The sequence below is a fragment of the Pseudomonas sp. P129 genome (genome assembly GCF_020312195.1).
GTDB lineage: Bacteria > Pseudomonadota > Gammaproteobacteria > Pseudomonadales > Pseudomonadaceae > Aquipseudomonas > Aquipseudomonas fragariae.
Window position 1 is genome coordinate 1 of record NZ_JAGPYS010000018.1, and the last position, 20,513, is coordinate 20,513.

Sequence of the window (20,513 nt, forward strand, 5' to 3'; positions counted from 1 at the left end):
GGATATCGAACAAGGCCGCTGTCTGGCGCAGTGATAATCGCTCATCATGCATGCGCTTCAAAACAGCTAGCTTGAATTCGTCACTGTAACGCTGTCGCCTTTTCTCTTTAAGAGCGGCTGGGCCGTGGATCTGATAAGCCGCGACCCACTGACGAAGGCAGGAAAAGTCCACATCGTGGCGATGCGCAACATCCCTCAAACCTGCCTTGCCGGCACAATACTCTTTCACGGCTGCGAGTTTTGCCTGCTCTGTATATTTACCCATGACGCCTCCAAAGGTTGCATCCAACCTTCGGGGGTCACACCAGAGCGTGAGGAACGATAGTCATCAGTTTCCGGGCCGTGCCTTTAGCCAAATTGCTCTGAAGCGCTTTTCAACCGCGATGGCACTGACGACGCAGAGTGCGACGTAAGTGACGGCTGAGGCCTGGCGCTGATCCGGGNGCCAGGGGCTTTGGTCACTTTGGCCCCTTCAAAGTGACTCGCCGAGGGGCGAAAAGGTGACCTGAGTCGAACCTCAATCTACCTGGCATCACAGAACAGCTGTGTGACGCAGAGCGTCACGAACTGCATTCCCACGCGGAGCGTGAGGAACGATAGTCATCAGGCTCCGGGCCGTCCCTCTAGCCCGACTACTCTAAAGTGCTTTTCGAACACGATGGTACTGACGACGCAGAGTGCGACGTAAGTGACGGCTGAGCCCCGGATCAGTATCAGGGCGAAGGAACCCGACGAAGTCGGGCCGGAAACAGAGCCAAGGGGTTTGCCTACTTTGGCCCCATCAAAGTAGGTCGCCGAGGGGCGAAAAGGTGACCTGAGTCGAACCCCAATCCACCTGAAAAAGAAAAACCGCCGTGTGACGCAGAGCGTCACGAACTGCATGCCAACGCATTAGCATGATAGTCATTGTCCAGACGCCCCATTTTCAGGGGCTTTACTGGCCTCTTCGCGAGCAAGCTCGCTCCCACGGCCTTCAGCCAGAATCAAGAGCAGACCTGTGTATCGTCAGCTATCAACGGCCAGCGCGGGACTCACGGATATAGAAGCGGGCCTTTTCGGACTTCTCGGTGCAGCCTTCAAACGCCTCGAACTGCTGCTGAGTCTTGGCACCCGTCAACAGCGACAAGGCCTTCGAGTAACTGACCGTTCCGGCGAAGCCTTCAGCCTTGGCCAGATCCAGCTCATGCCAGGCCGCGTCGAGCTGAGTGGCGCAGCTGTCGCGATATCCGGTCTTGCCAGCACAACCTGCAAGAACCAAAACAAGCAATGGCAGACAGATAAGGGCTTTCATGCGGGTGTTACCTCAAGAGAGAACAGGGAGTGTGCGGCTTTGACGGTGCGCGGCAGTAAAAGTGCCGCAGCACGGGGCTCTGCTCGCTTTTTTCATCTAGTGATCAGCGAGCAGACGATACCCTATTCCAGGCTCGGTGAGGATGAACCGCGGAGCGGTCGGATCATCTGCCAGCTTCTGCCGCAAATGCCCCACCACGATACGCAGATAGTGACTGTCTTCGGTGTGCGTAGGCCCCCAGATATCCTTGAGCAATTGCTGCTGGGTAATGACCCGCCCGGGATGCCGCGCCAACTGCGCCAGCACCGCATATTCCTTGCGGGTCAGCGCCACTTCGAGACCGTCGAGCAGCACGCGCCGATAGGCCAGGTCGACGGTGAGCGGCCCGAACTCAAGCGCAGATTCGGGCTTATCGCTGCCCGACGCCTGCCTGAGCAGCGCCCTGACCCGGGCCAGAAACTCCTGAATGCCAAACGGCTTGGTCACGTAGTCGTTGGCGCCGGCGTCCAGCGCCTGGACTTTCTGTGCCTCACTGGCGCGCACCGAAAGCACCAGCACCGGCACCGCCGACCACTCGCGAAACTCGCTCAGCACCTGCTGACCGTCCATGTCCGGCAGCCCAAGGTCGAGCACCAGCAAATCCGGTTTATTCAAGGCAGCCTGAGTCAGACCCTCGGCGCCCGTGGCGGCTTCCAGCACCTTGTAACCCTGCGACGCCAGACTGATGCGCAGGAACTTGCGAATCTGCGGCTCGTCGTCGATGACCAGAATGGTGGTCGCCTGGCTCAAGCGGACTCCTCCAGTTCCACATCCGGCTGCGCCTGCAGCGGCAGAAACAGCGTGATGCGCGTACCCAGCCCATCAATACCCTCCTCGACCGAAAGCCGTCCGCCATGCGCGCCGATCATGCCCTGACAGATCGCCAGCCCCAGCCCGGTGCCCTGCCCGCCACGATCGCCGCGGGCGGCGGTGTAGAACATGTCGAAAATCTTCGCTCGTTCGTCCTCGGGAATGCCGGGGCCTTCGTCACTGACCGAGAAAAACAGTTCACTGTCGACCACACCGGCCGCTACCTGCAAGCGTCCATCGACGGGTGAAAAGCGCGCAGCGTTCTCAAGCACATTGACCAGCGCCTGCTCGATCAGCGCCGCGTGCACGTACAGCAGCGGCAGCTCGCCGGTCACCTGAGTGCTGACCTGCAACGGCGCCAGTACGGCACGCAGCCGGTTGAGCGCGCTACCGACGATATCGGCGGGCGCCACCCAGTCGCGGGCGAGCTTCAGCGCACCGTGCCCCAGACGCGTCATGTCCAGCAGGTTCTGGATATAGCGGTCCAGGCGCTCGGCTTCATCGCGGGTGCCTTCCAGCAGCTCGCGGCGATCCTCCAGTGGAATGGCTTCACCCAGGGCCAGCAGGCTGTCGATGCTGCCGCGCATCGAGGTCAGCGGGGTACGCAGGTCGTGGGACACCGAGGCCAGCAAGGCACTGCGCAGTTGCTCGGTTTCACCGTGCAGGCGCGCCGCCTCAAGCTCTTGCGCCAGTTGCGCACGGGCCAGCGCCTGCGCCAGTGGCTGGGTCAGTGCCGCCAGCAGACGTCGATGCTGCGCGGTGAACGACTGGCCTTCCCGCGCGCAGACCCCAAGTAGAGCCAGCGGCCCTTCTTCTGCGGTGATCGGCCACCACCACCAGCGTCCGGACGGCAAGGTGCCAGTGCCACTGCCCGCAGGTTGATCGTGCTTCCAGGCCCAGTCGGCGGCAGCACGCTCGGCTTCCGAGAAGGTCAGCGGCCCACCGGTTTCGACCACCCTGCCGCCCTCTCCGTCGCGGCCGACCAGGCACAAGTGCAGTTCCTTCCAGCCGGAAAAATGCTGCTCGGCGGCGCTGAATACCGCCTTGCGGTCGGTGGCGGCGGTCATCTTGCGCGACAGGTCGAGCAGTTCGCTGGTCTGTTCCTGGGTATCGCGCAATGCCTGCAACTGCCTGCGCTGGCGTGCTGCGAGCTTGCCGGTCAGGGCCGACATCAGCAGGAAGAACAACAGCGTCAGCACGTCTTCTTCGCGCTGGATGTTCAGGGAAAAGCTCGGCGGAATGAACAGAAAATCATAGGCCAGGAACGATAACCCGGCACAGGCCAGCGCCGGGCCCATGCTGCTGCGCACGGCGACCAGCAATACCGCAGCGAGAAAGATCAGGGAAATGTTCGGCAGCGCCAGCACGCCTGCAACGCCCCAGGCGACCAGACTGGCGATCAACGTGGCGACGAACGCCAGACCGTAATCGAACCACACGACTTCGCGGGCCGGGCGCGCACGCGGCGGCTGATCGGGCAGTTCCTCGCTGTCGTCGAGCACCGAGATTTCCAGCCCATGCCCTTCACGCAACAAGCGCGCCGCGACGCCGCCACCAAACACGCGGCGACGCCAATGCCGACGCGACTGGCCGACCAGCACCACGCTGGCACGTCGTTCGATGGCATGCTGAACCAGCGTTCTGGCAACCTCACCGGCGCGCAGTGAAACCGCTTCACCGCCGAGCCGCTCGGCCAGTTGTTGAGCGCTTTGCAGACGCGCGCGGGACTGCTCGTCGAGGGTTTGCCCATCGTCCACATGCACGGCGCTCCATGGCAGATGGCGACGCTGGGCAACCCGACTGGCATGACGCACCAGGCGCTCGGCATGGATATCGCCATCGATGCCCACCAGCATCCGCCCGCGAACCGCCGGGGCCGACTGGCCCAATTGCCGGTAGCCCTGCGCCAGATCGTTATCGACCTGCGCCGCCGCTGTCTGCATGGCCATTTCGCGCAACGCGGTGAGGTTGGTCTGGGTAAAAAAGGCATCGATGGCCGCGCGCGCCTGCTCCGGCACGTAGACCTTGCCGTCGCGCAGGCGCTCCAGCAGTTCGCGGGGCGGCAGGTCGATCAGCACCAGTTCAAAGGCTTCCTGCAGCACCCAGTCCGGCAGGGTTTCACGCACCTGCACGCCGGTGATGCCGCGGACATGGTCATTAAGGCTTTCAAGATGCTGGACGTTGACCGTGGTGTAGACGTCGATACCGGCGGCGAGCAGTTCCTGAATGTCCTGCCAGCGCTTGGTGTGGCGACTGCCGGGCGCGTTGGTGTGCGCCAGTTCGTCGACCAGCACCAGGCTCGGCGCAGCCTTGAGCAGCGCGTCGAGGTCCATTTCTTCGAGGGTCATGCCGCGATAATCAGTGCGCAGCAAGGGCTGTTGCGGCAGGCCGCTGAGCAGCGCCTCGGTTTCTGCGCGGCCATGGGTTTCGACCACGCCCGCCAGCACCTTCACGCCTTGGCGCAGCTGCGCGTGAGCCGCCTGGAGCATGGCATAGGTCTTGCCAACGCCTGGCGCAGCCCCGAGAAAAACCTTCAGCCGCCCGCGCCCCTCTCGGGGCAGCTGGGCCAGCAGTGCGTCAGCTCGACCGGAATCACTCACGTTGGTTACCACCCTCTTTCTGATCAGCTACAGCTTAGTGAATCTGCTGCGGACATGGCGCACTTTGTTACAGCTGCGCGTTGCGCGGTGCAGACGGTAACTGATTCAGGCTCATATTCAAGGCCAATACGTTAACCACGGGTGGGCCGATCAGCGGACGCTGGGTATTGGCGTCGATCAGCGCCTGCACTTTGTCCAGCGGCAACTGCCGGGCCGCTGCAACGCGACCGGCCTGCCAGGCCACCGCTTCAGGCGAGAGGTGCGGGTCAAGGCCGCTGCCGGAGGTGGTCAGCAAGGCCATTGGTATCGGTTCCTGCGAGGCATTGGCCAGTTTCGCGGCGTCCTCTTTCACGCGTGTCGCCAGCGCCGGGTTGCTCGGCGCGAAGTTACTCGCGCCACTGGCCACGGTCGCGAATGCGCCAGCCGAAGGACGCGACTGGAACCACTCATCGCCGGTGAACGACTGGGCGATCAGCGCCGAGCCACGCACCTTGCCCGACGCGTCATACACCAGGCTGCCATTGGCCTGCTCCGGAAACGCCACTTGCGCAACCCCGGTGACCACCAGTGGATAGGCCACGCCGGTGATCAGGCTCATCAACACGATCAGGCTCAAGGCCGGACGCAATACATTGGACATCTGCACATCCTCAATCAGGTGAGGCTGCACGCCGACCGGCGTGCAGCACAGGCTTCAAACAAGGCCGAGTGCGACCAGCAGCATGTCGATCAGCTTGATGCCGATAAACGGCACAACGATGCCGCCCAGGCCGTAGATCAGCAGGTTGCGACGCAGCAAGTGAGCCGCGCTGGCCGCCTGCACACGCACGCCACGCAGGGCCAGCGGGATCAGTACGACGATGATCAGCGCGTTGAAGACGATGGCCGAGACAATCGCGCTCTGCGGGCTGGCCAGCTTCATGACGTTGAGCACACCCAGTTGCGGGTAGATCGAGGCAAACAGCGCAGGCAGTACCGCGAAGTACTTGGCCACGTCGTTGGCAATCGAAAAGGTGGTCAGCGCACCGCGGGTGACCAGCAACTCCTTGCCGATCTGCACCACGTCCAGCAACTTGGTCGGGTCGCTGTCGAGGTCAACCATGTTCGCCGCTTCGCGTGCCGCCTGAGTGCCGTCGTTCATCGCCATGCCGACATCGGCCTGGGCCAGTGCAGGCGCATCGTTGGCACCGTCGCCGCACATCGCCACCAGCCGCCCTTCGCCCTGCTCCTGGCGAATCCGCTCCAGTTTTTTCTCCGGTGTGGCTTCAGCCAGAACGTCGTCGACACCGGCCTCGGCGGCAATCGCTGCGGCAGTCAACGGGTTATCGCCGGTGACCATCACGGTACGGATACCCAGTTTGCGCAGCTCTTCGAAGCGTTCGCGAATACCCGGCTTGACCACGTCCTTGAGATGGATCGCGCCCAGCAACCGACCGTTGGCGCAGACCAGCAGCGGCGTACCGCCGGTCTTGGCAATCTTGTCGACTTCACGGGCCAGTACAGGCGGCAGCTCGCTGCGCTGCATGTCGATGAAGGCCAACAGCGAATCCACTGCACCCTTGCGGTACACGTGGCCCTGATAATCAACGCCGGACAGACGCGTATCAGCGCTGAACGGCACGGCAGTCACCGAGCTCAGGGCCGGCTCGTTCATCGGGTGCAGATTGCGCAGGAACTCGACGATGGATTTGCCTTCTGCCGTGTCGTCGGCCAGCGAGGCCAGCAAAGCACCCTCGCCCAGTTCCTTCGGGGTCACGCCCGGTGCAGCGTAGACCGCGGCGCAGCGACGGTTGCCGAAGGTGATGGTGCCGGTCTTGTCCAGCAGCAGCACATGCACATCGCCCGCGGCTTCCACGGCGCGACCGGACTTGGCAATCACATTGAGGCGCACCAGGCGGTCCATGCCGGCAATGCCGATGGCCGACAGCAGACCACCAATGGTGGTCGGGATCAGCGTGACCAGCAACGCCACCAGAAACACCAGCGGCAGGCTGCCACCGGCAAAGTGGGCGAACGGCTGCAAGGTGATGACCACCAACAGAAAGATCAGGGTCAGGCCGATCAGCAGGATATCCAGCGCGACTTCATTGGGGGTCTTCTGCCGTTTGGCACCTTCGACCAGCGCGATCATGCGGTCCAGCGTCGATTCACCGGGGTTGGCGCTGATGCGGATCAGCAGCCAGTCGGAGACCAGCCGGGTGTTGCCGGTCACGGCCGAGCGGTCACCACCGGATTCGCGGATCACTGGCGCGGATTCGCCGGTAATCGCAGCCTCGTTGACCGCCGCGATGCCCTCGATGACTTCGCCATCACCGGGAATCATTTCGCCGATCTCGACGCGCACCACATCACCCTTGCGCAACTCGCTGGCATTGATGATGCGCAGGCTGCCATTGTCGTCCCTGATACGTGCCTTGAGCCCTTCGCTGCCCGCCTTGAGGCTGTCGGCGCGGGCCTTGCCGCGGCCTTCGGCCAGCGCTTCGGCGAAGTTGGCGAACAGCACGGTGAACCACAGCCACAGGGCGATCTGCACGCAAACCGAAGTCGGCACCTGCGGGTTGGGGATCACGCACAACACGGTGGTCAGAATGGCGGTCAGTTCCACCACCAGCATGACCGGCGAACGCTTAAGCTGACGCGGGTCGAGCTTGACGAACGCCTGCACCAGCGCCGGACGCCACAGGGCGGCGATGCCGGTTTTTGCCGACTCGGTGGCCTGCGATTCAGTAGATTTCGCAGCAGCATTTTTTGCAGGATTAATAGGTAAGTTCATGATCGGTTCCTCAGAAACCCAGGCTCAGGTGTTCGGCAATCGGCCCCAGTGCCAGGGTCGGCAGGAAGGTCAAGCCACCCACCAGCAGAATCGTGACGGTCAACAGGGTGACGAACAGCAGGCCATGGGTCGGGAAGCTGTTCTGGCCCTGCGGCGCGGCCTTCTTCATGGCCAGGCTACCGGCCAGGGCCAGCACCGGCAGGATGTAGCCGAAGCGGCCGATGAAAATCGCCAGGCTGAGCATCAGGTTGTGGAACACGGTGTTGGCACTGAAACCGCCGAACGCCGAACCGTTGTTGGCCGTGGCCGAGGTGTAGGCGTACAGCAACTGACTGAAGCCATGCGGGCCGGGGTTGCTGACGGCACCGGCCGGGCCGGGCAGGCTCGCGGCAATCGCGCCCAGCACCAGCACGCCGACCGGCATCACCAGCAAGGTCGCGACCAGCAGCCGGACTTCCTGCGCCTGCAGCTTCTTGCCCAGGTATTCCGGGGTGCGGCCAATCATCAGACCCGCGAGGAACACAGCGATAAGCACGTTGAGCAGCATGCCGTTGAGGCCGACACCGACGCCGCCGAAGATCACTTCGCCGACCATCATGTTGACCAGCGCGACCATGCCGGTCAGCGGGTTGAGGCTGTCATGCATGCCGTTGACCGAGCCGTTGGACGCCGCAGTGGTAGCGACTGACCAGAGCACCGTGCCGGTGGTGCCAAAGCGGGTTTCCTTGCCTTCCAGCGGTGCGGTCTGCTCGACACCGGCGATGTTCAGCGCCGGGTTAGGCTGGTACTCGGCCCACAGCGAGACCGCACCGCCGATCAGCAGCAATGCCAGCATGCAGCCCAGGATCGCGCGGCTCTGGCGCATGTCCTTGACGTAATGGCCGAAGGTGAACACCAGTGCAGCCGGGATCAGCAGGATCGACACCAGTTCGAACAGGTTGCTCCAGGCCGTGGGGTTCTCGAACGGATGCGCCGAGTTGACGCCGAAGAAGCCGCCACCATTGGTGCCCAGTTGCTTGATGGAGATCTGACTGGCCGCAGGGCCCATCGGCAGGCTTTGATCAGCACCCTGCAGGGTCAGCGCGTCGATGTAGTGGCCGAAGTTCTGTGGCACGCCCTGCCAGACCAGAAACACCGCCAGCACGATACTGATCGGCAACAGGCCGTAGAGCGTGGCGCGGGTCATGTCGGCCCAGAAGTTACCCAGGCTCTGCGATGAGCGACGACTGATGCCGCGACACAGCGCGACCAGCACTGCCAGGCCGGTCGCGGCGCTGACGAAGTTCTGCACGGTCAGGCCGACCATCTGGCTCAGGTAGCTGAGCGACGCTTCGCCGCTGTAGGCCTGCCAGTTGGTGTTGGCGACAAAGCTCATGGTGGTGTTGAAGGCCAGCGACCATTCCATGCCCGGCAGTTGCTGCGGGTTGAGCGGCAGCACGCCTTGCAGCATGAGGATGGCGAACAGCACGACAAAGCCCGCCAGGTTGAACGCCAGCAAGGCCCAGGCGTATTGCTGCCAGGATTGCTCGGTTTTCGGGTCGACGCCGGAGATCCGGTAGCAGGCGCGCTCGACCGGCCCCAGCAACGGGCTCAGCCAGGTACGCTCGCCTTCCATGACCCGGTAATAGAAACGCCCCAGCCACGGCGCGGGGGCCAGCAGCAGGACCAGAAAGGCCAGGATCAACAGATAATCGTAACTGTGCATGATCACTCCTGACTCTGGTCGGCGCGCAACAGCGCCACCAGCAGATAGATGAACAGCCCGACTCCCATCAACAGAGAGATACCATCCATAACGCTCATTGAAATTTCCCCCATCAGGCAACACCGGTACGGCGCAGGCCGCGTGGGGTGATTGTCCGCAGGCAGGGTGTAAAGGCGCGAGATCGACAGGCTGGCCGGGGCGTAAAGAAGCTGTAAAAAAGCGCTACAGCCTTGACGGCGCAAGGCCTTCACGGTCCTGCGGCGCTGTCATTTATGTCAGGTTCGCGTTAGGGGATGCAGGGGTATCGTGGTGCGGCGATCTTCAGGGAAAGGACTTCACCATGCTTCGCGACAATGGAAAACCGCCCGGCACCACGCCGCCCTCCCAGACCACACCCGCCACTGTCCAGCTGACTGCCAAGGAACGACAAGTCCTGGAATGGGTGGCGCTCGGCAAATCCGCCTGGGAAATATCACGGATACAAGGGTGCTCGGAAGCGACCGTGCACTTTCATACCAGCAATATCCGCCGAAAGTTCGGGGTGACGTCATTGAAGGCGGCGCTGGTGATGGCGATCAGGCAGGGGGTTATTTTGGTGGAGTGATATACAAACGTACTTCAAGCGTCTGGTTTAAACCGGGCAACGGGAGGTAGGTCGTTGACCGGTTATGCCAAAGCACCAGGTTAGTAATCAGGATTCGAACCCAAGTAATGTCTTTCACCCTTGGGGAGTCTTATGTCACTCGGCTTCGCCCGTTTGTTACCCAGCTCTATCCTTTGTTGTTGAGCAGTGACACCCTGATTAATATCATCTTCTATTGTTACGCTTTTTAATTTGGACCTGGCTTCCTTGGTAATAATCCGCTTTCCTTCATGTTTCTTCGCATAGCTGTACTCCTTTTGTGCCTCTTTGTACATGAATTCGTACATATCAACTTTCGCTTCAGCAGAGCTATGGGCAGCCACAAGCTTCGACGGCGGACGTTTACCATTGACCGTATAGAACGAAAGTTGTTGTTCTTGTGCTTTTAGCTCAAACTCTGCGCTCTTGAAGTATCTCTCATTGCGGATGACTCTTTTCTCGAAGTTCGTTACGGTAGAGGGCTTCATCTTCCTCAAGCGAACAGGTGTGTTCTTGCTGTTAATAAGCAGCGTCTTCGGGATGGATGCGTCTGCTGCTGTATTGAGAGGAGCTCTAAGAAATCTGATCAATGCCCCCCAAGGACTATGCCCCGTTGGATCCCGCATATTCACCGGATCCCCCTCGACATACGCATACCCATTCACCCCGCCCTCGCCAAACGGACTCCAGCTATCAGGACTGTTGAAGCGCATCAACACCGGGCTGTAGGCCCGATAGCCATTGCCCAGCATTTGCCAGCCGGTATCCGCCTCGCTCAGTTCGCCGTTGAACCCCAGTCTGCCGTGCGGTGGATCTTCACCGCTGGCGTGGCCGTAGGCCGTATACCACCTCCGGTTGACCCCGTCGGCAGCCACCTCGCCCAGCACGCTATCGCTGGCGCTGGTGGCAAGCAGCAGCGTCCGGTCACCCTGCTGCTCGGCCAGCAGGTAGTCGTCGCCACGCATGAAGGTGCTCTGGCCCTGGCTGCCGAGTTGATTGGCCAGCTCTCCGTCGCGATAGAAGCGCAGGTCCCTGTCGCCGCCACGGGTCTCCCCGGTCAGTTGGTCCTGGGGGTCGTACTGGTAATGAATGCCGGCTGAGGGCGTGCCTACTTCGATCAGGCGGCCGAGGGGATCGTATTTGAGCGTGCGCCCGGCTTCGTCGATGTCCAGATTGCCGTCCGGGTCATAGCGGAGGTTGATTTCAGGCGGGTAGTACGCGTGGTTGGTGTTCGTTACCCGGCTCAACTGCACGGGATCGTCACCCTCGTAAAAATACCTGGCATTGTTGCTGCCGCCATCGAAGCGGGTGGTGACGAACGTCAGGTTGTTAGCGCCATCGAAAATGAAGTTCTGCCCGAGGAGGGTCCTGCCATAAGGGTCCACCGGCCGTTGAGTCCCTGTGCACTGGTATTGAGTCAGGCGACCGGACGTATCGTAGTTGTAGTGTTCGTCACGGAGTATTTCCGTGCCTTCGCTAAGGGTGCGCTGGACCATGTCATCCACATCGTCATAGACCTGAACCATCTGCTGCTCGACACCATCGAGGTCAAATGTACGCTTTACTTCTCGCCCCAGATCATCATATTCAAGGCTGATCGCGACGGTTCTTTCGCGGCTGCTGTCTGTTTGGTCGGTGGTGGTGATTTTCGCGAGACGACCAAACACAACGTCATAGGCAAACGTTGAATAAACCTCACCCAGCCGGGTTTCCTCGAGACGACCGCAGGTGTCATAGCGATTGACCTGTTCCTGTCCCAGTACATCGGTGTAAGACAGCAGCAGGCCCTGTCGGCTGTAGCTGTAGAACATGTCGTAGGTTTTGCCTGCTGAGGTGCGCTTCTCGCTTTTCAGCGAGCCGGTACTGTAATACTCGCGATCCAGTATCTCACCCTGCTCCTCGGAATGAATCAGACGAGCATTCTGCTTATCGTACGTGTAATCGGCAGCCACACCCGGCTCCGCGGTCCGGGCAGGCGCTGCCCCAGGCCCGGATTCTTTCAGCGGATCAACTTCGCGGGTGGTGTCAGGTTCGGGCTCAGCTTCGGACTGCACCCGGCGCCACGGCTCGTCGCCTACCTGGGGCTTGTATTCGTAATCGATTTTCCGCTTGCTGGGCAGGGTTACCGTTCTGGGTTGCAGCAGACCGACGTCGTAAACAAGCGTACGTTTACGCCCGCCGGTGACAGAACTGACCAGACGATCCAGCCCGTCGAACGACTGCTCTCCCAACACAATGCTTTTGCCGTTGTGCTCGATGCCGATACTGATGGGCAAGTCTTCGCTGCTGTGGCTTGCATAGCTGCGACGCACGATGGCCTCGCTTGGCAATGTGGACTCGATCACCCGATCAAAGACGTCGTAGACATAGGTAGTGCGCCGCCTTCTGTTTACCACCCCGACAATTTCCTCGACACGGCGGCCAAGGCCATCGTAATGGTACTGGCTCAGACTGACCGAGGTGCCGGCCTTATCCTGTCGCTCGCTACGGGTCGGCTGTTCGAACAGGTTCATCCAGGTCTCGGTGAACTCGCTTTTCCCTTTGCCATCGGTGCCTTCGATCCAGCTACGCTGAACAGGGCCTTGCGATTGCGCCGTACCAATGGGGTCGGTCTCTTCGAACGTCTTGATATTATCCGGGCCGGTGACGCAGCGCTGTTCGCCCCAATCGTCATATTCGTAGACGCTCTTCAGCGCCAGATCCTGCTGACCAAGCCAGTCAAACTCGGTCTCGTTGACCATGAGCCCCCATGCGTCGTAAACGGCAGCGTAGGTCTGTCGAGGTTTGTCGACGCGCGCAGGTTTATCTGCGTCATCCCGCTCCTCATGGATGACTCGGTTGAGGCCATCAAAGTGACTGCAGGTTTTGACCCCCTTGACGTCGATGAGCGTCTGCGTGGCCTGATCGGTAGCCTTGGCACAGAGCTGATACTCATAACTTCTGGTCGCCTGGTAGATATCATCATTGGGCGCCACCGTTTCACTCAGTACACGCCGCAGGCTGTCGTAGACATAACGGATTTCCACGTTGTTGTCGTCGCGATTGAGCAAGGGTTCGCCGTTGAGCAGAGAATCCTCCAGGGTAATGACCTTCTTCGCGCCATCGAAGCCGGTCACGGTCTGTACGGTTTGCAGCACAGTCTTGCCATAAATCTCGCTGTCAGGGGTGCTGTAGGCATACTCTGTGCTGGTTGCATTCTCGCCCATGATCACCCGTTGCAGTTTGAGCCGACCGTGCAGAAGTGCGTTGTTCGGCTCATCGAAATATTCATAGGTCGTGAGGCGCTGCTCGTACTCATCTTCAGGGGCCTGCATCAGTAACGTTTCGCTTTGCGGTGCAAGCCATTGCTGCAGCTGACCGCCATCCACAGCAGGCAACGCCGTGTAGCGATAGCGGGTGATCAGGACCGGGGCATTACCGTAGTCGGACGCCGCCGGGATGATCTTGCTGCTTTTCATCCAGCGGACGAAGCCTTCAGGGTCTGGCGGGCAGCCATCCTCGCCGGCGGCCGGATACCACTCACTGACCTCGACCATACCGTTGGCCTGAGTCTGAGTGAGCAGATTGCCGTCTTTTTCATAGGTGCTGCTGACCATTTCACTGCGCGGCACACTGCCGTCTGACGACAGCCGCCAGGTGGTCTGGACCTCCTTGGGTAATTGACAGTAGGCAGGCTGAGTAAAAAAGGGTTGTCCCGGCACGATGTAGTACCGAGTGTCCACCTGCATGACGGTAAGGTTCTTGCGCGTGGTTTCCCGAGTGAGCAGGTGAAACTGGTTGAAGGTCCGTTCGATACTGCGCTCGGCATCAGGCTTGCCCGCGACCTGGACACGCAATGTCTCGGTCGACGAATATTCGTACAGCTCCGCCCCGAGATAGCGATACAGATTGTCCAGACCATTGTCTTCCCAGGCGATATCCAGCCCCGCGCCCAGGAAGTTGCGCTCGCGCCCGGCGCTGTCCTGGTAACTGTAAAAAACGTCCATTTGCGCCTGCCCCAAGCCCGGCGTCGTGCGATGGCGCGTGACTCTGGGCAGAGGGGGACGTGCCGCCCTCGCAGGAAACTGATGGCCGCCGTCGGTATAAAAGATCTCTTCCCGACCGCCAACGGGTGTTTCTACCGACGTCATGCATAGATGCTCACGGATCAGGCTGTATACAAAACGCCACGAGGCAGCATTGTCGGTCGGCAGCTCGATACGGTTGACACGGTGATCCGATCCGCCCAGCACCATCTTGAATGTCGCATCCGGGCCTTCGCCAGTGGTCATGCGCAGCGTCACCGCCGTGTCTTCGCGGCTGATGCCGAGCAGAAGCTGACCCGAGTCATCCGTTACTTCGCTGAGCATCTGATACCCGCCGAAAGAGGCGTAATCCAGCGTGACACTGTGACCTTCCGGGGCGAATACGCGCACCGGCAGTGCGACCCTGTTGGCCCCGCTGCCACGCAGTTCGAGCAGCTCCACCAGACCGGACTTGTGCATCACCCTGAAATGGGTCTCGTCCTCCTTGTACAAGTGAAAACTGTCGATTTTCTTTTCCGACATCAGCATCTGGTCGTCGCTGGTGCCATCGACCTTGAATGTCTCGCCGCTGCTCAGCGACACGATCTGGTTACCCGGATCGTACTGCGACAACTGCAGGTTCCAGCCCAGACCAAAGCCGCTGTCCTGGCGGTTGAGAGGGTTGTAGTTAAGTGCCAGTGGCATGCCCGGGCCACGCAATCCGTTGGTCTTGACATCGGGCAGGGTGATCGCCACCGTGTATTGCCCGGTACGGGGGTCAACGCCGCTCTGTACATAACTCAGGAAGTTGAACGCGTTGGAGTGTACGGAAGTCGATGCTGTCATGATCCATGAACCTCGAACTTTATAGAGTGGGATAACCGTCACCCCGTGCGGGTGACGGTCAAGCAGGCTTGACAGGTCCAGTGTTACCGAGGACTAATCCGATACATCGACACGGACGCAGGACAACTTGCCTTTTATGTTTTCATCACCGCTATATGCCTGGGTCAAAATAATGCCGCGACTGATGAAGGTGTCGACCGGTTTGCCTCTGAGCTGGTCGATGGAGAGCCAGGGTGTTGTAACGGGGTCAAGGTAGGTCTCGAGTTCAAATACCCAGCCTCCCTCTTCATCACAATCCCTGGACTCCAGGCGGATTTTTACTGCGGAGCGCACGTTATCCAGCTTGTAATAACTCATCTGATCGTTCGTGCACGCATGATCGCCCCTGTTGAGATAAACCACGTCGTCCTGGGCAGTAAAGGTGCAGTTCTTGCCTCCGCCATCGGCGTTTTCTGCAAGCATGATGAGTCGGATCGCCTGTGCCGGGGGCGCAGCCTCCTCCCTTTGGAACGGGGCGAACGTACAGCCTGTCAAACCTGCAAGCGCCATGCAGGCAAAGGTTTTACTTAGCGCATTCATGATAATGACTCCCTGTCAGTTTGTTGCATCAATGCGTCATTCGGACCGAGTTGCCGAATAGAAGGTATGCATGAGACGGTTGCGCCTGCCGGGGCCCTCGGCCAGAAAACTGATTCGCCGTTTATGGGCATTGCCCTGCTTATCGATCAACAGGACGGCTAATGTTCCCGTCAACTTGTCGCGTGCAGGATGACCTTTCGGGATGAATTTAAGACCCCGGAGGCGGTGCAGGCTGATGATCAGTTTGCCGGTCTCGAATAGCTGCATATTGACGTCGATGTCCAACGAGTGATCGGCCCCCATCACGTCTTTGAGCGCTTCGTCAAAGTGCACCTTGCTCACATCGCCGATAACTTCCGGGTCGTCGAAGATAAAACCCGTCCAACTGAACATTTTTTCTTCTACCTGTTCGCTCTCCCAGAGAATGATCGAGGTATTGATCACGTCACTGCCAGGCTTGGAGGGCATAAACTTCAGCCTCTCGAAACCTACCCATTGCTGGGTATCGGGGTTGACGACACTCAGCTTCCAGTAATCGATGGTGTTGAGATTGAAGTCGAAAGGGTCATCCTGAGCCCCTTCCGCAGGCGGCTCGGCCGGAGGATTTCCGCCTAACCCCTCGGCACGCTGCGGAATGAAGTTGTAATTCTGGTTATCGAACGAGGGCAAGCGTCGCGGGGTGATTTCGACCGTGCTGTTCACTTCTTCATACCGCACAGAGTTCCACCAATTGTCGTTGGCATCCTGAAATCTCGCGTAGAAGACGCTGACTGAACCCGATTCCTGTCGACTGTGCAGATAGAAGTCCTGCACGACTGGCCGTGACGCATCCAGGCCCGGCTCAGCAGCGAAAACGCCGGCCCCGGACAACTCGAAGCGGTTATGTTGACTACGCACGCGCCACGTCTGCTCATCATCTTCAGACATGCCATCGAGATGGAGGGCTACTGTCTCGATTTCTTGCTGGGTGCCATCGTCTACCAGGCGCATGGTGAGCCTTTCGGCGGGGCTCAGCTCGTAATCGACACCGTCGACCGGCATCACCTGGGTCTTGATCTGCAGCCTGAGTTGCTGATAGCCATTGGGGTACAGAATACCCGTATTATTTTCAGTCGATGGCGAGCCGGGGACCGTGATGGTAAACATCGACAGTTCGGTCCAAGTACCTTCATCGATGACTTCGGACAATTCGATGACGCTATAGCCACACGCCAGAACCACCCCGTTGTTCACCACTTCACAGCTCACCACGCTACTGGCGACAAGCGCCTGGTCGGGCGGCATGAAAAGCCCCTGCCGATCAACAGTGCCGGCCCCACCCACCACCTTCCAGCGTCGCTCAAGCCCGGGCAGCAGTGAGCGGTCATCCTGTAACTGCACCGCTACCTTTGGTCGTGCTCTGGGTACAAAAGCCGGCTCGATGTGCAGCATTTGCTGCCCGTTGGCGACAAGCACCGTAGCGATGCCAAGGTCATTGCCCGACGCCTCTATCTGTTGCACGGCCAGCGCTCTTTTACCGGACCTGGCATCCGGACTGAAGAGCGCGCCCTTGCCGACCTCACTCAACCTGCCAAGCTCCGCCCCCAGCAGCGCCCAGCTCACCGGGCTGCCGTCATGCGTCGAAGCCGCCAGCGAGACCGGTTGCAGCGCAGTCCCCCCTGGCACCACCGTTACACGTGGCGCCAACTCCAGGCTCCGCGATACCACACTCACCAGCGCCGAGACCTTGACGACAGCGCCTGACTCTTGATAGACGGCAGTGATCACGACGCGCAGCGCGTCATGGCCGATAGCCTCAAGGCCCGCCGCCGTGTAAACGCCGCTGGAAGAGATGCTGCCGCTTCCGGCAGCCACGTGGCTTTGAATGCTTAATGCACTCCAGCTGGTGGCCGGTATTTCTTCGCCTTGCGGGTTGTGCAGGACAAAGCGCTGGGTCTGCCCGGCCGTTACAGTCGAGAACAGCGGTGTAATGCTGGCCTGTGTTGAACGAAGGCTGCCAAACAACAACAGGTCGTGCGGGCAGTGTCGCTCAAGCGGTTCAAATACTCGTCCACCGCTGAACTTCAGGCTGTCCAGCACCTGCAAGCGTTCACGCTCGATCATCGACTGAGTCTCTTGCGAGAGCATCAACACCGTGCCGTATGCTGGCTGACTGTCTGCCCCGCGATCATCAGGTATCGGATAAACGAAATTATCTGCCGACGGAAACAAGCCTTCAGCTTCGCTATCCTGCGCTTGCATGAACAGCATAAGCGCGCCATCACCCGCGTTGTCCATGCGCGCGTCGCTTGAACGCGGCGCGGCGCGGGTAAGGAGCCGCAAGCGGGTTGGCGTCTGAACATGATAACGATTGAGCTGTGCCTGCAGGACTGAGAAAACCCGGCAATGAAGCGCAATCTGCTTGAACTCCCGGGCAAAGAAATCTGCCAGTGCCTGATTGATCGCATCATCGACGCCGCCCAGATTACAGGCAACGCCAGCCCCGTCAGCCAGATCGAGCAGCACATGCCCCTCCTCTCCCACGAAGAGATCGACCGTCATCGCCAGCCTGAAGCCCATGGGCTCGCTGATGATGAAGCTGCCGGACACGGTGGTTGCGCTGCCCTGCGGCTGATGCAAGCCGCTGTAACGGCCCGACACGATGTTCATCGTGACAAGAACACTGCTGGAGCCCGCCGAGTCAGCCACAAACGACAGAACCGGCACACCCAGTACGACCTGCTTCAGACGAACAGTGTCGCCTTGTCGCTCATCCACCACAATTTCACCGGTGAACAACGGCAAGAAGGCCAGCTCCCGATAGCGCTCGATGTATTGCTGCTCGATATGCCGGTTGAGATCGCTGCGACTGACCGCCGCGACGGCTCCCCAGCCCTGGGTCAAGGTACCTGCACCGGCTTGCTGCACAATAGCGCTCAGTGAACGGGGCATTGTATTACCCGCCGTGCCCAGCGCGGGGCCGGTCAGTGCCTGCAATACACCGGAGGAGCCACTCAATGACAGCGGCAGAATCAGGTGTCCGGCCATCGTGCCAAGGTACTCGTCCATAATTTCTGCGAACACGACAACGAAGCGTTCGGGTGCGTTGGAATCGCTGCTGTACACACCCGCGGCGTCTATGGAGCCCGGCCCGCTCAGACGCCAGGTGACTGGAAGCTTGTGGCCATTGACGACGACTGTCAGCTCGGCACGCTGGTCATTGACGCTGGCAAGCGTGATGGGCAGCATCGGTGAGTGGCGAAGAACCAGTACCTGGATTGATTCGGTGTGCTGGTCATCGCTGACCGTTATTGTGTCAAGGACATAGGTATTCCCTGCCCCCCCTGCACCGGCGACGTAAAATTTTTCATGCGGCGCATCGACGCCATCCTCAAGCGTCCCGCTTTGTCCGGGCACCGGATCGACCACCGTCCATTTCAGGTTGCCTGCGCGCGAACTGCGTGCTGAAAGCGCTATCCGTTGACCGTAATTACACACCTGAATCAACGGGCTGACGCTGACGCTGCTGGTGAGCACCGTCAACACTGCGGTACTGCCATGCCCCGACACGGGGTCCATCGCCTTGATCAGTACACGCTGAAAACCCTGCCTCACGGGCAGTGCTGCGGGAGCCACATACCGACCCTGCGCATCAATTTCCCCCAGACCTTCAGTACCGCCATCCAATGGATTTGCCAGCGACCAGACGATGCCCGGGCGCGCAGGCCGGGTGGTCAATTGCAGCGCTTCGCCTGTACTGATCAGTGCCTGTTGCTCGACGATACTGAACGTGGACGCAGCGGGATCGATACGACCGAACAACGCGAGGTCATAAGGCAGACGTTTGAGTACGGGTTGCAGCACTTGCTCGTCAGGCAATGACCAGCCGGCCAGAAAGCGCTCGGCGCCGGTGGCATCCAGGGTTTTGCTCAACCCTTGAAGCAAGGCGTGTTTGACGGTATAGGCCACGAAGCCGTTGATTTGCTCAAGTTCTCTGGCACTCAGGTTGTCCAGCGTTCCTGGAACGGCGCTGACTTCATGGTCGAAGAGGTAAGGTGCATAAAGATGCCCTTCCACTGCCTGATCATCTGACTCACTTTCAATCAGATGAAACTCGTGCTTGAGGCTGATGTTGAAGGTGGCGTTGTGCGATTGCCATTGATCGCTGTCCAGCGCCCTGTAGCGAAAACCCAGCGTGCAGGGGAATTCCCAGGTCTGCGTAGTCTGGGCGTACTCGAAATCAATGGTCAGGGGATGCTGGGCGTTGAAGGCCTGGACACTGAAAGGTTCGGATTCGAAGACAAATTCTGCGCTCCGGTAGTCTCCGGCCGGTACTGCAAAAGTACCGGCCTGAGCGACCATTCGCTGCAGCGGTTTATCCTCCGGAACGATGAAGCTGAAGTCGGGCGCTTGCAGCATTTGTATCACCGCACCACCAAAGGCAGCGCGGTGCAGCGCGTGGGAGGAAAACACGGCGGTCGCCGAGTACGAATGCTGAGCATCGTTGGGAATCAGGTAACGAAAGTCAGAATCGCCATCCGGAATCCCGCCCGTCACCCCGTACTCCAGGGTCGTGAACAGCAACAAGGCGCCTTTTTTATGGACCGATACAGCATCGGGGCTTTCAAGCTGTGACCGCACATCAATTCTGCGCACGTTGAGCAATTCGTTGCTCTGCTCATTGAAAATACCCAGCCTTAACCTCTGCTCCTGATTTTCAGGGTTGCTCAACCAACCTTGAAAAAACTCGCCGATCTTGCTGCGTTCAGTAGAACCGCCCGGAAAATCCAGCGAAAGGTTTTTAGCCAGGCCAAGCTCTACCACCAGATCCGCGCTTTGACTATTCAGTTCCAGATCGAAATCCAGGTCCGGCGCGTTCAGCGGATCGTAGGCAGCGATTCTGTGAACATTGTGCTGTCCCTGAGCGCTCTCTACCACGGTATGCATGCCGGCGATAACTGGCAGGCGCCAGGCCAGCAGGGAATGTCCCAGAACACTGTCCTTGAACGACAAGGTCGGCGCCCCGAGGACACAACCCGAGAAAAAATGAGCATCATGCGTATCGGGAATCGTGATACTTCCGTCCGGCACCGGACGCGACAGCCCCTGAGCCACACCCTGTTGGTAAATATGTTCAAGCAGCTCGTTGACCTTGTCGCCATCCAGAGCAATGATCGCGTCCCAGCCTCTGAGACGCGTGGTATTTTTCATCCATGCCAGCAGACTTTCCGCTGAATAACCAGCCATGACATCACCTCCTGTGAT

At 59.9% G+C, this 20,513-nt stretch carries 12 protein-coding genes; 1 reads left to right on the plus strand and 11 read right to left on the minus strand.

Annotated elements, in window-relative coordinates; translation table 11 throughout:
* From KBY02_RS24800 to kdpF, 8 genes are all read right to left on the minus strand, one after another.
* Window positions 1-265, minus strand: a 265-nt coding sequence (locus KBY02_RS24800; RefSeq protein WP_146100309.1) for a transposase, incomplete at its 3' end; no start/stop codon positions are given.
* A 747-nt stretch (window positions 266-1,012) separates the two neighbouring features.
* Window positions 1,013-1,291: a lipoprotein gene (locus KBY02_RS24805; RefSeq protein WP_003316607.1), complete on the minus strand. Its 279-nt coding sequence runs from the start codon at window positions 1,289-1,291 to the stop codon at window positions 1,013-1,015.
* 96 nt (window positions 1,292-1,387) lie between these two features.
* A complete protein-coding gene (locus tag KBY02_RS24810) occupies window positions 1,388-2,080 on the minus strand; it encodes a response regulator (protein ID WP_011267403.1) in 693 nt (230 codons plus the stop codon).
* Entirely contained in the window at window positions 2,077-4,740 is a 2,664-nt protein-coding gene (locus tag KBY02_RS24815; protein WP_060400679.1) for a sensor histidine kinase, read from the minus strand. The genes KBY02_RS24810 and KBY02_RS24815 overlap by 4 nt, the downstream gene beginning before the upstream one ends.
* 67 nt (window positions 4,741-4,807) lie before the next feature.
* The gene (kdpC, locus tag KBY02_RS24820; RefSeq protein WP_024641358.1) at window positions 4,808-5,380 is read right to left on the minus strand and encodes a potassium-transporting ATPase subunit KdpC; all 573 of its coding nucleotides are present in this window, start codon (window positions 5,378-5,380) and stop codon (window positions 4,808-4,810) included.
* Window positions 5,381-5,434: 54 nt separating this feature from the next.
* The gene (gene kdpB / locus KBY02_RS24825) at window positions 5,435-7,513 is read right to left on the minus strand and encodes a potassium-transporting ATPase subunit KdpB (RefSeq protein ID WP_003406076.1); all 2,079 of its coding nucleotides are present in this window, start codon (window positions 7,511-7,513) and stop codon (window positions 5,435-5,437) included.
* 10 nt (window positions 7,514-7,523) lie between these two features.
* Window positions 7,524-9,218: a potassium-transporting ATPase subunit KdpA gene (kdpA, locus tag KBY02_RS24830; protein WP_024660645.1), complete on the minus strand. Its 1,695-nt coding sequence runs from the start codon at window positions 9,216-9,218 to the stop codon at window positions 7,524-7,526.
* Window positions 9,219-9,220: 2 nt separating this feature from the next.
* A complete protein-coding gene (gene kdpF, locus KBY02_RS24835; RefSeq protein ID WP_003406089.1) occupies window positions 9,221-9,316 on the minus strand; it encodes a K(+)-transporting ATPase subunit F in 96 nt (31 codons plus the stop codon).
* A gap of 242 nt (window positions 9,317-9,558) precedes the next feature.
* Between kdpF and KBY02_RS24840 the strand changes: the two genes are divergently transcribed.
* The gene (locus tag KBY02_RS24840; protein ID WP_003406091.1) at window positions 9,559-9,822 is read left to right on the plus strand and encodes a LuxR family transcriptional regulator; all 264 of its coding nucleotides are present in this window, start codon (window positions 9,559-9,561) and stop codon (window positions 9,820-9,822) included.
* Between the two features lie 80 nt (window positions 9,823-9,902).
* On the opposite strand, the gene KBY02_RS24845 is transcribed toward KBY02_RS24840, so the two are convergent.
* The 3 genes from KBY02_RS24845 to KBY02_RS24855 all read right to left on the minus strand — a co-directional run bounded on the left by KBY02_RS24845 (window position 9,903) and on the right by KBY02_RS24855 (window position 20,495).
* Complete coding sequence (locus KBY02_RS24845) at window positions 9,903-14,690, minus strand: RHS repeat domain-containing protein (protein ID WP_225650834.1); 4,788 nt, start codon at window positions 14,688-14,690, stop codon at window positions 9,903-9,905.
* Between the two features lie 93 nt (window positions 14,691-14,783).
* The gene (locus KBY02_RS24850) at window positions 14,784-15,269 is read right to left on the minus strand and encodes a hypothetical protein (protein ID WP_032653999.1); all 486 of its coding nucleotides are present in this window, start codon (window positions 15,267-15,269) and stop codon (window positions 14,784-14,786) included.
* A 36-nt stretch (window positions 15,270-15,305) separates the two neighbouring features.
* The gene (locus KBY02_RS24855; RefSeq protein ID WP_225650835.1) at window positions 15,306-20,495 is read right to left on the minus strand and encodes an imidazole glycerol phosphate synthase; all 5,190 of its coding nucleotides are present in this window, start codon (window positions 20,493-20,495) and stop codon (window positions 15,306-15,308) included.
* Window positions 20,496-20,513: the final 18 nt, after the last annotated feature.

Bases quoted from the DNA above. Each gene is read 5' to 3' on its own strand.
- KBY02_RS24845 (WP_225650834.1), bottom strand. From the start codon at position 14,690: ATGACAGCATCGACTTCCGTACACTCCAACGCGTTCAACTTCCTGAGT.
- KBY02_RS24805 (WP_003316607.1), bottom strand. From the start codon at position 1,291: ATGAAAGCCCTTATCTGTCTGCCATTGCTTGTTTTGGTTCTTGCAGGT.
- kdpA (WP_024660645.1), bottom strand. From the start codon at position 9,218: ATGCACAGTTACGATTATCTGTTGATCCTGGCCTTTCTGGTCCTGCTG.
- KBY02_RS24855 (WP_225650835.1), bottom strand. From the start codon at position 20,495: ATGGCTGGTTATTCAGCGGAAAGTCTGCTGGCATGGATGAAAAATACC.
- KBY02_RS24850 (WP_032653999.1), bottom strand. From the start codon at position 15,269: ATGAATGCGCTAAGTAAAACCTTTGCCTGCATGGCGCTTGCAGGTTTG.
- kdpB (WP_003406076.1), bottom strand. From the start codon at position 7,513: ATGAACTTACCTATTAATCCTGCAAAAAATGCTGCTGCGAAATCTACT.
- KBY02_RS24840 (WP_003406091.1), top strand. From the start codon at position 9,559: ATGCTTCGCGACAATGGAAAACCGCCCGGCACCACGCCGCCCTCCCAG.
- kdpF (WP_003406089.1), bottom strand. From the start codon at position 9,316: ATGAGCGTTATGGATGGTATCTCTCTGTTGATGGGAGTCGGGCTGTTC.
- kdpC (WP_024641358.1), bottom strand. From the start codon at position 5,380: ATGTCCAATGTATTGCGTCCGGCCTTGAGCCTGATCGTGTTGATGAGC.